This is a genomic window from Enterobacter asburiae, from assembly GCF_008080435.1.
GTDB lineage: Bacteria > Pseudomonadota > Gammaproteobacteria > Enterobacterales > Enterobacteriaceae > Enterobacter > Enterobacter asburiae_C.
In genome coordinates this window covers 32,531-49,680 of record NZ_VRKN01000021.1, presented here as the reverse complement: position 1 = coordinate 49,680, position 17,150 = coordinate 32,531, and the positions used below count along the sequence as shown (strand labels likewise).

Sequence of the window (17,150 nt, the reverse complement as noted above, 5' to 3'; positions counted from 1 at the left end):
GTTGCCGATAGCCAGGGCAACTTCAGCCTGACGCTGACCCCACCGAAGCTCAACGGCGAAATCCTGACCGCTGACGCCACCGACACGGCAGGCAACACGGGGCCAGCAACCTCCGCGGCGTCACCGGATATTACCCCACCGCAGACGCCAATTATCGTGTCTGTGATTGATGACGTGCAGGCCACCACTGGCCCCGTAGGCCCGAACGGGCTTACCAACGACCGGGCGCCGACCGTGAACGGAACGGGCGAGGCGGGCTCGACCATCACGATTTCTAACGGCAGCGATGTCCTCGGGACGGTGGTTGTTCCCTCCTCCGGCCTGTGGAGCTTTACACCGCCCACACCGCTGACCGATGGCACGTACGTGCTAACGGCAACGGATCCCGCCGGTAACCAGAGCGGAATATCAGCCCCGTGGACAATTAACGTCGACGGTACGGCACCTGACGCCCCGGTGATTTCACAAGTCGTGGACGATGTCCCCGGGCGCACCGGCTCGCTCGATATTAATGAGACTACCAACGACGCCACCCCGACGCTCAGCGGTACCGCCGAACCAAACGCGACGGTCACCCTCCGCGTGGACGGTGTGGCTATTGGTACGACCGTTGCCAATGGCCTGGGTGTATGGATCTTTACGCCTTCCTCGCCGATCGGTGAGGGTCCCCACGCCCTGACCGCCGTCGCGACCGACGCAGCAGGTAACACCAGCGGCGTCTCCAACACCTGGACTCTGACGATTGACAGCGTCGCGCCTGCAGCCCCGGTCATCACCCAGGTGGTGGATGATGTGCCGGAGCGTGTCGGGGCGCTCAACCCCAACGACAGCACCAACGACACCACGCCGACGCTCAACGGCACGGCTGAACCAGGTTCAACCGTCACCATCCGCCTGGATGGCACCGATCTTGTCACGGTCCCGGTCGACAACAACGGCGCGTGGACCTATACCCTCACGACGCCTCTTGGCAGCGGGCCTCATACCTTTACCGTTGTTGCCACCGACACGGCGGGTAACACCAGTCTGCCGTCAAACGGCTTCACCCTGACCGTCGATACCACTCCCCCCGTGGCGGCAACCATCGCCACCGTGACCGATGACGTCGGCGGCGTTCAGGGCACGCTCAGCAGCGGCGATACCACGGATGATACCAAACCGCTGCTGCAGGGCTCCGCCCCGGCTGATGCGGTGATCACTGTCTATGACGGCGCGACCCTGCTCGGCACCGCCACCCTCAACGGCAGCGGCGGCTGGAGCTTTACGCCCGTTACCCCGCTCACCGACGGCCCGCATTCCCTGACGGTTCACGCCACGGATGCCGCAGGCAATACCACCATTTCCAGCCCGTTTGTATTGACGGTAGATACCGTCGCGCCTGCCACGCCGGACATCCCGGCAATTACCGTCAATCCTGACGGCGGCGCAACGCAAACGCCGCTGAACCCGGGCGAAACCACCCGCGACACTACGCCAACCCTGAGCGGTACCGGCACGGCGGGCGATACCGTGACGATCTACAACGGCGGCGTCAAACTTGATGATGTCATCGTGGACGGTACCGGCAACTGGACCTGGACGCCATCCACCCCGCTGCCTAACGGCACCTATGACATTACCCTGACCGTCACCAACATGGACGGCACGGGCAACGAAAGCGCCCCATCGCAGCCGGTAACCATCACCATTGATACCGATGCGCCAGCTACGCCTGCGGCACCGACCGTCACCGACAGCGTGACCCAGATCACCGGTCCTGTTCCCGATGGCGGAACCACCAACGATCCGCGCCCGGTCCTGAGCGGCACCGGCACGCCGAACGACGTAATCAACATCACTGACACGGTCAACGGCGGTATACCGTCCGTCGTTGGCACCGTCACGGTAGACAGCAACGGCAACTGGAGCTGGCGTCCTGGTAGCGACATTGCGGAGGGTAGCCACGTTTATACCGCCACCGCCACCGATGAAGCGGGCAACGAGTCTAACGCTTCGCCAGCGATTACGATCATCGTGGATACCGTGGCGCCGGATACGCCGGTGATTGGCGCCGTGGGCGGTGCACCTGATGGTGGCTTTACCACGGATTCGACGCCAACGGTCGGCGGCACCGGTGCCATCGGTGAGACAGTGATCGTCTACAACAACGGCGTCGAATTGGGACGCGTTACAGTGAATGGTACTGGCGAGTGGTCCTTCACTCTGCCACAACAAACGGACGGCCCTCTAAACATTACCGTGGCGGGAGTGGACGCAGCGGGTAACCTCAGCGCGCCGAGTTCGGTCTTTACCGTCACGCTCGATACCGTTGCGCCTGAGATACCGCAGATTAATGCCGTCTCAGACAGCCAACTGACCAACAACGTACTCTATACCCGCGACGGTGCGCCGACCCTTACCGGGAGCAGCGAACCCGGCACCACCGTTATCGTCTCCGTCGACGGTACCCCGTCGGGCGTGCCGGTGACTATACAGCCGGACGGCAGCTGGAGCTGGACCGCCGGTACGACGCTGCCGGATGGCCCTCATACCTTCACCGTCTCTTCCACCGATCCGGCGGGTAACACGTCAGGGAGTTCAGCACCGCTGAGCGTGACGGTGGATACCGCCGCGCCTGCCGACCCGATCAACATGGCCCTGACACAGGAGGGGACACCGCTGACCGGTAACGCCGAGGCAGGAAGTACCATTACCGTGAAAGACAGCGGTGGTACCGTCATTGGTAGCGGCGTTGCCGCCAGCGATGGCAGCTTCTCCATTGCGCTAAGTCCGGCGCAGCTGGATCCCACCACGCTGACCGTGACCGCCACCGATGCCGCAGGAAATGCCAGCCCTGGCGCGTCCTTTATCGTTACCGATTCACCGCTCGACCTGCCGCAGGTGCCCGTTATCACGGCGATCAACGATGACGTCGCCCCGATCACAGGCGACGTGAAGGACAAAACCACTAACGACACCACGCCAACCCTCACCGGTACGGCTCAGGCGGGAAGCCTGATCACCATCTATCAGGACGGTGGCGTAACGCCCGTGACGACGGTGACCGCCGACGGCAGCGGCAACTGGAGCTATACGCCAGCCGCGCTTGGCGAGGGGCTACACACCTTTGAGGTGACGGCGACCCTCAACGGCCTGACCAGCGGCCGCTCTCCGGTGGCCAGCGTCACCGTCGACCTTACCGCGCCGGGCACCCCAACTATCGGCGCGGTAATTGACGACGTCGGTCCGGGCACCGGCCCGCTGACCAGCGGCCAGACCACCAACGACAACCAGCCGACCCTCACCGGCACCGGCGCAGTCGGCGATACCATCTCTGTCTACAACAACGGCGTGCTGCTGGACAGCGTGGTGATCGGCAATACCGGCACCTGGAGCTACACCACGCCCGTCCTGGCGGAGGGTAATAACGTCCTGACCATCCGTGAGACAGACCCGGCGGGGAATCAGAGCGGTCCTTCGGCGGGCTTCACCGTCGTGGTGGACTCCGTTTCCGCCACGCCGGTCATCACCAACGTCACGGATAATGTCGGTAACGCCGCCACCACGGTGGTCAGCGGCAGCGAAACGAACGACGCCACGCCAACCCTTTCAGGGACAGCGGACGCAAACAGCGTGGTGACCATTTTCGACGGCGGCACACAGATTGCCGTGGTGACGGCTGACAGCACCGGCGCATGGACATTTACCCCTGACACCGCGCTCGGCGAAGGCTCGCACAGCTTCACCGTCCGGGCGACCGACCCGCAGGGCAACGTCAGCGCGGTCTCTGCACCCTGGAGCGTGGTGGTTGACCTGACGGCACCGACGGTTCCGACGCTTGATACGGTGAACGACAACGTCCCTGGCGGCGTCACGGGCAACCTCACCAGCGGCCAGGTGACCAACGACAACACCCCAACGATTAGCGGCACCGGACAGGCGGGCAGCACTATTCACATCATGAATAACGGCACGCAGATTGGTACAACGACCGTTGACGGAAGCGGGAACTGGTCCTTTACGCCGACCACGCCGCTGGGTGACGGCAGCTACTCCCTGCGCGCGTATGCAACGGATACAGCAGGCAACGCCTCGGCTAACTCATCGGTCTTCGCCTTTACCATTGATACCGCAGCTCCCGGCGTACCGGCGGTGACCAGCGTGATTGACGATGTCGGTCCGGTCACCGGGACGCTCACGTCGGGTAACAGCACCAACGACGCGCGTCCAACCTTCAACGGCACGGGCGACGTGGGTTCAACAGTGCACGTGATCGTTGATGGCACCGAAATTGGCACTGCGGTGGTCAATGCCCAGGGCAGCTGGACCTTCACCCCGGGCACCGATCTGGGCGACGGGCCACACGCTATCACCTTCAACGCCACCGACGCGGCAGGCAATACCGGCAGCACGACGACGCCGTTTAACCTGACGGTGGATACGGGCGTGCCGTCGGCGCCGGTCATTTCGACCGCGGGTGACAACGCGGGCAGCATTCAAACCCCGCTCTCTTCCGGACAGAGCACCGACGACACTACGCCGACGCTGAACGGCACCGCGACCGCCAACGCCACGGTCACCGTTTATGAGAACGGGCAGCCGGTCGGTACCGTTCAGGCGGACGGTACCGGCGCATGGAGCTTTACGCCGTCAACGCCGCTGGCCAACGGCAGCCATACCTGGACCGCCACGGTCACCGATGCCGCGGGCAACGTCAGCCCGACCTCGCCGGACTTTACCCTAATTGTTGATACCGCAGCACCGAACGCGCCGGTTATCAGCCAGGCGATAGACGACGTGGGGAGCATCACTGGCCCGCTCACGTCCGGACAAACAACCGACGACACCGTACCGCGCCTTGTCGGGACCAGCGAACCGTTTGCCACCGTGAAGATCTATGAGGGAACAACGCTTGTCGGAACGGGCACCGCGGATGGCAGCGGGAGCTGGAGTATCTTGCTCAACACCACGCTGACCGCAGGCGCGCACAGCTTCACCGCGCAGGCGACGGATGCGGCAGGCAACACCAGCGTGTCGTCCACCAGCTTCAGCCTCACTGTGGACACCACGCCGCCTGCGCTGCCGGTACTGACCAGCATTCTCGATGACGTGGGCAATGCGGCAACGCCGGTTGCGAACGGCGGGTTCACCAATGACGCGCAGCCTACCATCACCGGCACGGCGGAAGCCGGGGCCACGGTGAAAATCTTTGATAACGGCGTACAAATCGGCAGCGTGACGGCGACCGGCGGGGCGTGGAGCTTTACGCCATCCCCGGCGCTGAGCAACGGTCCGCACACGTTGACCTTTACCGCCACCGATGCGGTGGGCAACGCCAGCGCGCCCACCGCCGGGTATGTGATTAACGTCGATACCCTCGCGCCGGGCGCACCGGTCATCAGCTCGGTAATCGATGATGTCGGCAGCGTCACCGGGCCGGTGACCGGTACGAATCCGACCAACGACACGCGCCCAACGCTCAACGGGACAGCCGAAGCGAACGCCACGGTCCGGATCTACGATGGCATCACGCTGGTGGGCACGGTGACCGCCGATGGCAGCGGCAACTGGACCCTGCCGCAGACCACCACCACGCTGACGCAAGGAACGCATAACTTCACCGCCACGGCTACCGATGCGGCGGGCAACACCAGCGTGGCGTCAGCCGTGACGACAATTACCGTCGACACCACCGCCCCAACGGCGCCGACCGGGACCTTCAATGCCGACGGTAGCATCCTGACCGGGAATGCGGAAGCAGGCAGCACCGTCGCTATCCGCCTTGCGGACGGCTCGACGGTGACCGCCATTGCGGGCAGCAACGGCACCTACAGCTACACCTTCATTAACAAACAGACCGAAGGGCAGACGCTGCAGATCACCGCTACCGACGTCGCAGGCAACACCTCGCTGCCGGGCTCCGCCCTTGCGCCGGTGGTGCCACTCTCCGCCAGCAATAACGTCGAAGAGCTGAACCTCAGCACCACGGCAACCGTGACCAACAGTCAGTACAGCGATTACGGCTTCCTGCTGGTCGGCGCCGTGGGCAACGTCCTGACGCTGCTGGGCAATGATACGGCCCAGGTGAACTTCACGGTGGGTAGCGGCGGCAGCGCGGATATCGTGGTGAACGCCAACGCCACGGGGGCGGTGCTCTCTCTGCTCAACACCCTGGAGCTGGTGGTTCAGCATTACGTCAACGGCGCCTGGACCACCGTGGTGGATACCGGCCAACCGCAGTTTGCCGATCTCCTGACCCTCGGCGCAACCGGCGTATCGCTTAACCTGACCGGGCTGGCTGACGGCGACTATCGCGTGCTCAGCTACAACACCAACCTGCTGGCGACCGGCTCCTATACCAGCCTCGACGTGGCGGTGAAAGAGACCGGTCCGGGTACGGTCACGGGCGATACCAGCCTCAACGGTAACGTGATCCTCGATACGGACCCGACCGCCGGCAGCGACAACGCTCCGGCCGGCACCACTATCTCCGCAGTCACTAACGGTCAGGGCGTCACCACCAGCGTGAACGCCGACGGCACGGTGATCCAGGGTCAGTACGGTACGCTGACCATTAACCGCGACGGCAGCTACACCTACAACCTGACCGACACCAGCGCCGCGGTCATTGGCCGGACAGAGAGCTTCACCTACACCATTACCCATAACGGCGTCAGCGCGTCGGCGCAACTGGTGCTGTCTCTGGGGGCCGGTACGGTAATTAACGGCATTGTGGCGGTGGACGACACGGCCTCGCTGACCTTTGACACCACCGTGAGTGAAATTAATAACGGCACCTCGTCTCAGGGTGGCTTTACCGTGGTGGGCATTAATCTCGGCAACACGCTGGGGCTTAACCTGCTGGACGACATGACCAACCCGATTATCTACAACGTGGAGGAAGGTACCACCCGCACCATGACCATCCAGGCCTCCGTGGGCGGCGTGGCGCTGGCGTCGGTGTTCGATCTGTACGTCTATAAATTCAACAACGCCACCCAGACCTTCGAGCAGGTTCGCGTCGAGTCGGGCTGGCTACGTGCCCCGCTGCTGGGGGGCACGTCATCCCAGTTGACGCTGAATCTGCCTGCCGGGGAGTACCTGTTCTTACTCAATACCGCATCGGGGATCGCCGTCCTGACGGGCTACACGCTGAGCGTCCTGCAGGATCATGTCTACAGCGTGGCGAGTATCAGCGAAACAACCACGGGCGACGTGCTGGCGAATGACCCTGTTCCGGTGGGCACGGTGGTCACCGAAGTGAACGGCGTGGCGGTCAACAGCAGTGGAACAACCGACATTCAGGGGGAATACGGCACGCTGACTATCAATTCGTCTGGCCAGTACACCTATACCCTGAGAAGCGGCGTGGGGGCGGACCATATCAGCACGCCGGATACCTTCGTCTACACCGTTATCGCGCCTGACGGCTCGAAGGATACGGCATCGCTTAACATTACCCCAACCGCTCAGGCGATGAATGCCGTTAACGATGTCAGTACCACGATGGACCTCACCTCGGTGCACCACACGTCAGCCTACTCGGATACTACCGTGGGTACCGCCAGCTGGACGACAGCACTCTTTTCATCAACCCAGGGCTCCGGCAGCGGAACCTTCGTGGTCGACCCGAACACCGCCCTGCATAACGCGTCGCTGCACTTTAACGTGGCCTCGCTGCTGTCGCTGGGCGGACTGACGGTGAACTGGTCCATCAGCGACGGCTCGGGTGTGATCCGCAGCGGCTCCTTCAGCGGCGGCTCGCTGCTGGGCGGCAGTATCGACGTTCTATTGACCGGGCTGGATCTGAACGCCGGGACCTATACGCTGAACTTTACCGGTAGCGTCCCGGGGTTGAGCGTGGGGAACATCACCATTACCCCAAGCGTAAACGGTACCACCTACTCGCTGAGTGATTTCGACGTCACCGGCAGCCACACCGTCAACGGCAATATCTTTGACGGCACCGACTCTGGCGGCGTACTGGATCAGCTGCACTCGGTGGATACCCGTCTGAGCGTGACCGGTTACAACGGCGTGACCACCACGCTGGATCCCTATACCGGCAGCGCAACGGTGAACATCACCGGCCATTACGGCATCCTGGCGATCGGCGCAGACGGTCATTACACCTATACCCTCAACAGTGGGGTATCGCTCTCAACCATGACGTCGAAGGAGACCTTCAACTACACCCTGACCGATGCCAACGGCAACACGGATACCGCCACGCTGACCATCAATATGGCACCGCAGTTCATCAGCTCGGAACATAACGACGCCATTACCGGTACGGCCTACGGCGATACGCTGATTTACCAGGTGCTGAACAGTACGGTGGGGAATGCCACGGCGGGTAACGTCAGCAGCACCGCGGGCGATCACTGGACCGGCTTCTCGCTGGCGCAGGGAGACAAGATCGACATCGGCGATCTGCTGGTGGGCTGGGACGGCAATACCGCCTCGTTGGGGAATTATATCCATGTCACACAAAGCGGTAGCAACACTGTGATCTCCATCGACCGTGACGGTGCGGGGGGCACCTACACTAATACAACACTCGTTACGCTTGATGGCGTTCAGACCACCTACGACGAGCTTGTTAACCAGCAACACATCATTACCTGATAGCACCTGTAGTACCTAACCCGGGCGCACAGCGCCCGGGTATTAATAATAAAGCTGTACTTTTTTATTAGGGACATGACATGGGAATGAAGATGCCTTACTGGTGGCTCTCGTGCTGCCTGATATCTGTGCCCGCTCTCTGCGCGAACCCGGCGGCAATCATCAATACCGGACAACTCCGCGAAACGCAGGAACTCCCCTCGCTCAATGGCCGCGTCGCCCCTGCGGCTGGTAACGCCGCCCCCGGTTCATTGCAGCTTAGCGAGGCCGTCAACCGCGCCGTCACCTGGCACCCGGCTATCAGCGAAGCCGTGGGGAAACTCTACCAGCAGAGCGAAGAGGTGGACGTCGCTAAATCAAAATACTATCCGCAAATTAATGCCGGCGTGGACAACGGTTATTCCCATGACGGCGACCAGAACGGCTTTACGCCGTCGCTGGTGCTCTCTCTTTCACAAATGCTCTACGACTTTGGCAAAGTGGCCAGCCAGGTGCGCGCCGAGAGCGCCGGCGTTGCCCAGCAGCAGGCCAACGTGCTGGTGAGTATCGACACCATCGCCCACGATACCGCCATCGCCATGGTACAGGTGCAAACCTTGCAGCAGATGGTCGACACAGCTAAAGAGCAGCTTGCGGCCCTCTCCTCCATTGGCACACTGACCCGCCAGCGTAACGACGAAGGGGCCACGTCGCTCTCTGACGTAGTGCAGACCGATGCCCGTATCGAAGGCGCGCGCGCCCAGCTGATGCAGTACCAGGCCAGCCTGGACAGCGCTCGCGCCACGCTGATGAGCTTTCTCGGCTGGAACAACCTGAACGCGATCAGCAATGACTTTCCGCAAACGCTGGGCCGGAGCTGCGACATCGCCGAGCCGGATGACCGTCTGGTGCCCGCGGTACTTGCCGCCTGGGCGCAGGCTAACGTCGCCCAGGCTAACCTCGACTACGCCGACGCGCAGATGACGCCAACCGTCTCGCTGGAGCCGGAGGTACGTCACTACATGAACGATCGCTATGCGGGGAGCGAAACGCGGGATCGCACCCAGTATTCCGCATGGGTGAAAGTGCAGATGCCGCTCTATCAGGGCGGCGGCCTCACCGCCCGGCGTAACGCTGCCGGACACGCGGTGGAGGCGGCGCAGTCCACCATTCAGCGTACGCGCCTTGATGTCCGCCAGAAACTGCTGGAAGCCCGCAGCCAGGTGATGAGCCTGCAAAGTACGCTGCAAATCCAGAGCCGCCAGGAAGCCCTCAGCGCCCGCACCCGCGAACTGTACCAGCAGCAGTATCTCGATCTCGGCTCGCGCCCGCTGCTCGACGTGCTCAACGCCGAGCAGGAGGTCTATCAGGCGCGCTTCACCCAGCAGCAGACCCTCGGTCAGCTGCACCAGCTGCAGCTCAACTGCCTCTATAACACCGGGCAGTTGCGTCATGCGTTCGATCTTGATAACCGCACCATCCAGACCGTGGAGATCCAGCCATGAAGCAGCGTGATATCCCGCAAGGTGAAAACATGACGGATGAGGCGCTGGCGCAGTGGGGGCAGGCCTTTGGTTTTGTCGCTACGCGCTACCGTGTCGCCTGCTCCCCTGGCGCACTGCTGGCGGGTGCGCCGTGGCTGAAAGGCAAGCCGATGGTACCCGCCCTTACCCAGTTGGCCCGCGAAGCGGGGCTGTCGTTTCAGCTCCTTACCGACGATCGGCAGGCGATCAACAGCTGGCGTCTGCCGGTGGTGGTGGCGATGAATGACGGCAGGGTCGGCGTGATCGAGCATTTCGACGGAGACGATACGCTGGAGGTCAGCTTTTTCGACGATGAGACCTACACCAACCGGCTGTCGATGACGGCGATGCTGCCCACAATCCGCCACGTTATTGCCCTGCGTCCACTCGCCGCGCTGAAGGACAGCCGCGTGGACGCCTATATCTCAAAATACCGCCCGGACTGGCTCTACCGGCTGGTGATGCGCGACCTGCGCCCCTACAGCTGGGTCATGCTGGCCGCCCTCTTTATCAACGTGCTGTCGCTCTCCGGGATCGTCTTTTCCATGCAGGTCTATGACCGGGTGATCCCCGCCCAGTCCTATCCGACGCTTTATGTCCTGACCATCGGGGTGCTGATTGCCACCCTGTTTGGTTTTGTGCTGCGCGTGGCGCGCGGGCACATTATGGATCTGCTGGGCAAGCGCTCGGATATGCGCGTTTCGGATCGCGTATTCGGCCACGCGCTGCGGCTGCGCAACAGCGCGATCCCCCGCTCCACCGGCAGCTTTATCTCCCAGTTGCGCGAGCTGGAGCAGATCCGCGAGATGGTGACCTCGTCCACCATCTCGACGATTGTCGACCTGCCCTTCTTTTTACTGTTCGTGGTGGTGCTGGCGATCATCGCCCCGCAGCTGGCGTGGATCGCCCCGGTCGCGGCGGTGATCATGGTCCTGCCCGGCCTGCTGCTGCAGAAGAAGCTGGCGGAGCTGGCAAAGCAGTCGGCCCATGAATCGACCCTGCGCAACGCGGTGCTGGTGGAGAGCGTGCAGGGGCTGGAGGACATCAAGCTGATGCAGGCGGAAAACCGCTTTTTGCAGCAGTGGAACAGCTATATCCAGATCACCGCCGAATCCGGCCTGCGCACCCGCGAGCTGACGCAGAACCTGATCAGCTGGGGAATGACCATTCAGAGCCTGGTCTACGCCGGGGTGATTGTGGTCGGTGCCCCGATGGTGATCGACGGCACCCTGACCACCGGCTCGGTAGTCGCCGCGTCGATGCTGGCCTCCCGCATGATCGCCCCGATGGCGACGCTATGCGGCGTGCTGGCGCGCTGGCAGCAGGTCAAAGCCGCAAAAGAGGGGCTGGACAGCATCATGCAGCTTCCCACCGAAAATCAGCGCGAGGAGACGCCAATTCGCCAGGACGTGCTGCGCGGTCACTACCTCTTCGAGCAGGCGCAGTTCCGCTATCAGCCGGACGATCCGCGCATGGCGCTGCGCATTAACCGGCTGGAGATCAGGCCGGGAGAAAAAGTGGCGATTCTGGGGCGCAACGGCGCGGGCAAATCGACCCTACTGCAGGCGATGGCGGGCGGGATGGATCTGGCGGCCGGCGAGCTGCGGCTTGATAACTTCAGCCTGCCGCATCTCGACGTCGCCGACGTCCGACGCAACGTCGGCTTTATGACCCAGAACGCGCGGCTGTTTTACGGCACCCTGCGCGAAAACATCACCCTTGGCATGCCTCGCGCCACCGATGAAGAGATTTTCGAGGCGCTGGAGATGACCGGCGCGGCTGGCTTTGTGCAGAAGCTCCCCAAAGGGCTGGATTACCCGATCATGGAAAACGGTGTGGGATTATCCGGCGGTCAACGCCAGTCGATTCTGCTGGCGCGGATGCTCCTGCGCGATCCGAATATTGTGCTGATGGATGAACCCACCGCCTCGCTGGACGAGCACACCGAGCGGGAATTCATCCAGCGTCTGGGCGACTGGCTCGGGCACCGCACCCTGATTGTCGCCACGCATCGCGTACCGGTGCTGGAACTGGTAGAGCGCGTAGTGGTGTTGAAAGAGGGGATGTTGGTGATGGACGCGCCAAAAGCCCAGGCGCTGAACAACAGCCGTATGCAGCAGCAACAGCAGCAGGCAGCAACCGGACGGGAGTGGAAAAATGAAAATCAGTCAGCGTGACGTGGCGGCAATGGACGATCTGGATAACGCCCTCGACTCCGAAAGCGGCTACACCGGCGCGCGCCGGATCGTGATCTTCTCGCTGCTGATGTTTGTGGTGCTGGGCGTCTGGGCATGGTTTGGCGTGCTGGATGAGGTGTCAACCGGCTCGGGTAAAGTGATCCCCAGCTCGCGCGAACAGGTCTTACAGTCTCTCGACGGCGGGATCCTCACCGAGCTGAACGTCCACGAAGGGGATCAGGTGCAGGCCGGGCAGGTGCTGGCGCGGCTTGATCCGACGCGTTCCGAATCGAACGTCGGCGAAAGCGCGGCGCGCTACCGGGCTTCACTGGCCTCCAGCGCCCGCCTGTACGCCGAGGTGAACGATCTCCCGCTCAAGTTCCCCCCTTCGCTGGCAAAATGGCCGAGTCTGATTGCTGACGAAACGCGGCTGTACAACTCCCGCCGCGCGCAGCTGGAGGATACCCAGCGGGAGCTGCGCGCCGCGTTAGACCTCGCCAATAAGGAGCTGGCCATCACCCAAAGGCTGGTCAAAACCGGTGCCGCCAGCCACGTGGAGGTACTGCGCCTGCAGCGGCAGAAAAGTGACCTGGAGCTGAAGCTCACCGACGTGCGCTCGCAGTATTACGTCCAGGCCCGGGAGGCGTTATCCAAAGCCAACGCGGAGGTGGATATGGTTTCGGCGATCCTCAAGGGCCGCCAGGATTCTGTCACCCGTCTGACGGTAAAATCCCCGGTGCGCGGGATCGTGAAAAACATCAAGGTCACCACCATCGGTGGCGTCATCCCGCCCAACGGCGAGCTGATGGAGATTGTGCCGGTGGACGATCACCTGCTAATTGAAACCCGCTTGTCGCCGCGCGATATCGCCTTTATCCACCCGAACCAGGAGGCGCTGGTCAAAATCACCGCCTACGATTACGCCATTTACGGCGGGCTGCACGGGGTGGTGGAGACGATATCCCCGGACACCATCCAGGACGAAGCCAAGCCGGAAGTGTTCTATTACCGGGTGTTCATCCGCACCAGCCAGGATTATCTGGTGAATAAGGCGGGCAGGCACTTTTCGATTGTGCCGGGGATGATTGCGACGGTGGACATTAAGACCGGAGAGAAAACGGTGCTGGATTATCTGATCAAGCCATTTAACCGAGCGAAGGAGGCGCTGCGGGAGCGGTAGTCAATCGCCGGGTGGCGGCTTCGCCTTACCCGGCCTACATTCCCGTAGGCCCGTGCTAGCGCAGCGCCGCCGGGTATTAAACCGCACGCCAGAATTGGAACCCACCCCGGAGAATTAACCTTTAGTCATGCATCCCACTTCCCTTCAGCCATTGCCCAGGTAATATTAACCGCAGACAGAAACGCACTTGCGCACAGTGCAGGGGTGCATTATCATTCACTCAGCTTCATGGACTGGAGCTCACCAGCATTATGATTAATCATTTTCGGGATCAATGGCTTGAGGATTTTTTTCTTTACGGCAGATCGAGCAATGTTATTCCTTCAAATCTGGAAACAGCGCTTGCGAGAAAGCTCGATATCATCAAGGCAGCAACCTCGCACGGGGATTTGCGATCGCCACCGGGCAATATGTATGAAGCATTGAATCCTCCGTTGAAGGGATATTCCTCAATCCGGGTAAACAGGCAATACAGGCTCGTATTTCGCTGGACAGAGGGTAAAGCAGAAGATCTCTACCTCTCTCCACACAAGTACACGCAACACAAATGAGGCATCACCTATGACACTTCAACAGGCACTCCGCAAACCCACCACGCCGGGCGACGTGTTGCAGTATGAGTATCTTGAACCGCTCAATCTGAAAATCAGCGATCTGGCGGAGATGCTCAATGTTCACCGCAACACCATCAGCGCGCTGGTCAATAATAATCGCAAGCTTACTGCCGATATGGCGATCAAACTGGCAAAAGCCTTTGATACCACTATTGAATTTTGGCTGAACTTACAACTGAACGTCGATATCTGGGAAGCGCAATCTAACTCCAGGACGCAGGAGGAGTTGAGCCGTATAAAGACTGTTGTGGAAGTGATGGCTAAGCGAAAATCTGGCCAGCCGGACGTTGCCTGACCCGAACCGGCGCGGAGATCTCACTCCGCCGGGCGCGGGGTGGCGCGGTTATACACCCCAACATAGCGCGCAAACTTCCCGATAAACACGCCGGCAAACACGCCGCCGGAAACGATCGCCAGCGCGCTCATGGCGGGCTGCTGCATCGTCTGGGGAGAGACCGCGCTCATCACGCCCAGCACGTACTTCACCCCAAACGCCAGCATCATAAACGGCAGCGCGGTGTAGTCTGCCTGGCGGAAAAGGGTGCGCGGCGCATCTGCGCGGGTGATAACCGCCTGCTTAATCAGGAAATACCCCAGCGCGGCCCCGGCAAGGATCCCAGCCGTCCACAATGCGACAGTCCCGGGGGTTAGCGTGCGGTAGACCACCAGATCGTAAATATCCCAGATAAGAAAGATCGCCGGAATGATGGCAAGCCTCTCCAGCGTAACGGTGGCGGGTCTGCGGGCTTTAATGCCGCGAGAGATGAGGAAGATAAACAGCACCCACACCCAGACGGGCGTGTGCGTAACGACACCGATCAGAAATTCAAACATGGAACTCACCATGGACGATAGCGGCCCGTGCCGCCCTGAACGCGTATTGCGCATAACGGCAGGAATGCCATTATGCGCAGGTCTTTTAGAGCGATTTTTTCAGGCGTTGAACCGCCTCTTTCAGATCTTCATCCGTTGGCGTCACAAATGACATACGCAGCGTCGTTGAGTCTGGCTCATTGCAGTAGAAAAACTCGCCAGGCACAAATACTACGCCGTTGCTTAACGTTTTTTCAAGCCAGCGGGTGGTATTACTACCATTATTCATTCTCGCCCACAGGAACATGCCGCCCTTCGGCTTGTGGAACGACATCACTTCGCCCAGCTCGGCCTCCAGTTCTGTTGCAAACGTCTGGTATTTCTGGCGATAGGCTTCGCGGATCATTTTAATCTGATCGGGCAGACGACCGGTTTTCAGGTACTCATACGTCATCAGCTGCGACAGCGTGCTGGTGTGCAGATCGGTGGTTTGCTTAAGGTTCACTACCGCGCGCTTCAGCCATTCCGGCACCAGCACCCAGCCTACGCGAGTCCCCGGCGCGAGAATTTTAGAGAAGGTTGAGGTATACACCACGTTCTCCTCATTGCCGATATCTTTGGCATGGGCAATTAACGGGCGGAAGACTTCATCGGTATAATTAATTTCGCTGTACGGATCGTCTTCAATAATGACGAAGTCATAGCGCTTCGATAATTCCACCAGCTGTTTACGACGCGCCTCAGAAAGGGTTACCCCACCAGGGTTGCCAAATGTCGGGACAATATAAACCGCTTTAATCGGCTTATTTGCCACCAGTGCTTCGAGTTCGTCGACGTTCATTCCGTCGCCATCGGTGCCAACGGATTCAAAATTTGCCTGCGCCAGGCCAAATACCTGCAGTGCCGCCAGATAGGTTGGACGCTCAACCACAACGGTATCGCCCGGATTAATTAATGCACGCGCCAGCACGTCGAGCGATTGCTGTGAACCGGAGGTCACGACTACATCATCCGCCTTGCAGCGGATCCCGCGCCCTTCACAAATATGCTGAATTTCTTCACGCAGCCCTGGCACACCTTCGGTCAGACCATACTGAAAGGCCTCTCCAAAATGCTGTGATAATACGGCATCAGCGGCAATTTTCAGGCCTTCGTGATCGAACAAGGCTGGGTTAGGAATACCCCCACCCAGCGAAATGACGCCTGCCATTTTGCTATGTTTTAATAATTCACGGATGGCAGATGATTGCAGGCCCTGCGCGCTGCTGGCGAGTTTATTCACAGACATTCTTTGCTTACCTTCTTTTTTTATAGTGTGCCCAATCTTAGCAGAATATGGGCGATAAATTCCGTAAGCTTAGGGAGCGGTCGTAAATCCTGGCGCCACAGTAAATGCACGGGTCTCGGCGCCGGAATATACTCCTCCAGCACCCGCACCAGCCTGCCGCTTTCCAGCTCTTCCGCCACCAGCACTTCCGGCTGCAGCAGCAGCCCCGCCCCGGCTCTTGCGGCCATCCGCAGCCCGTAACCGTCGTTGCATCTTAAAACCGCATCCCGCTTCCAGCGCACTTCACCTTCGACACCCGGCAGCCGCCACTCGTTGCGTGCGGTCCACACGCTGTGGGACAGACAGAGATGATCCACCAGATCGGCAGGCGTTTGCGGCGTACCGTAGCGCGCCAGATAGTCCGGCGCGGCGCAGATCACCATCCGGTAAGGACAGAGGTATTTCGCCACCAGATCGTCGTTGTGAATATCGCCAATACGAATGGCCAGATCGATACCCTCCTCCACCAGATCCACCATCCGGTTGGTCAGATCCAGCTCAATGCGCACCTCCGGATAGCGTTGTAAAAAAGAGGCCGTGAGCGGCGCGATCGCACTGCCGCCAAACGAGGTGGGCGCCGTCACTCGCAGGGTGCCAGACGGTGCGGCACGCAGGCGTTCCACCGCGCTCTCGGCAATCGCGACCTGCTCCAGCACCCGCTTCGCCTCGTCAAAATAGACCCGTCCAGCGTCGGTCAGGCTTTGGCGTCGCGTGTTACGCTCCAGCAGGCGGGTACCAAGCTGTGATTCCAGCAGCGCAACGTACTTCCCCACCATCACCGCCGACATCTCCAGCCGTGCCGCCGCACCGGTAAAACTGCCGCTTTCAACCACGGCAATAAACGTCTCCATGCTGCGAAGCTTATCCATATTCCAAACTCCTGGTTAGCAATCTTCTAACTTTATCCCAGTTTATCTGACTTTTGTTTTA

General features: G+C 60.8%; 9 protein-coding genes. 6 read left to right on the top strand and 3 right to left on the bottom strand.

The genetic code is table 11. The annotated features are described in order from the left end of the window. The 6 genes from FU672_RS22655 to FU672_RS22630 all read left to right on the top strand — a co-directional run. On the top strand, positions 1-8,607 hold an 8,607-nt coding region (locus FU672_RS22655), incomplete at its 5' end, for a BapA/Bap/LapF family large adhesin (protein WP_148244912.1). Between the two features lie 80 nt (positions 8,608-8,687). After that, entirely contained in the window at positions 8,688-10,091 is a 1,404-nt protein-coding gene (locus tag FU672_RS22650; protein ID WP_148244911.1) for a TolC family outer membrane protein, read from the top strand. After that, entirely contained in the window at positions 10,088-12,286 is a 2,199-nt protein-coding gene (locus tag FU672_RS22645) for a type I secretion system permease/ATPase (RefSeq protein WP_148244910.1), read from the top strand. Before FU672_RS22650 ends, FU672_RS22645 begins: the two co-directional genes overlap by 4 nt. 10 nt (positions 12,287-12,296) lie before the next feature. Next, positions 12,297-13,466, top strand: a complete 1,170-nt coding sequence (locus FU672_RS22640) for a beta-barrel domain-containing protein (RefSeq protein WP_148244913.1) — start codon at positions 12,297-12,299, stop codon at positions 13,464-13,466. A 251-nt stretch (positions 13,467-13,717) separates the two neighbouring features. Continuing rightward, complete coding sequence (locus FU672_RS22635; protein ID WP_148244909.1) at positions 13,718-14,017, top strand: type II toxin-antitoxin system RelE/ParE family toxin; 300 nt, start codon at positions 13,718-13,720, stop codon at positions 14,015-14,017. 10 nt (positions 14,018-14,027) lie between these two features. Continuing rightward, positions 14,028-14,375: a HigA family addiction module antitoxin gene (locus FU672_RS22630; protein WP_148244908.1), complete on the top strand. Its 348-nt coding sequence runs from the start codon at positions 14,028-14,030 to the stop codon at positions 14,373-14,375. Positions 14,376-14,395: 20 nt separating this feature from the next. Here FU672_RS22630 and FU672_RS22625 read toward each other — a convergent pair whose 3' ends face one another. From FU672_RS22625 to FU672_RS22615, 3 genes are all read right to left on the bottom strand, one after another. After that, the gene (locus tag FU672_RS22625; RefSeq protein WP_148244907.1) at positions 14,396-14,914 is read right to left on the bottom strand and encodes a DUF6622 family protein; all 519 of its coding nucleotides are present in this window, start codon (positions 14,912-14,914) and stop codon (positions 14,396-14,398) included. A gap of 85 nt (positions 14,915-14,999) precedes the next feature. Further along, a complete protein-coding gene (locus FU672_RS22620; RefSeq protein WP_148244906.1) occupies positions 15,000-16,181 on the bottom strand; it encodes an aminotransferase-like domain-containing protein in 1,182 nt (393 codons plus the stop codon). A 20-nt stretch (positions 16,182-16,201) separates the two neighbouring features. Next, the gene (locus tag FU672_RS22615; protein ID WP_148244905.1) at positions 16,202-17,089 is read right to left on the bottom strand and encodes a LysR family transcriptional regulator; all 888 of its coding nucleotides are present in this window, start codon (positions 17,087-17,089) and stop codon (positions 16,202-16,204) included. Positions 17,090-17,150 lie beyond the last annotated feature (61 nt).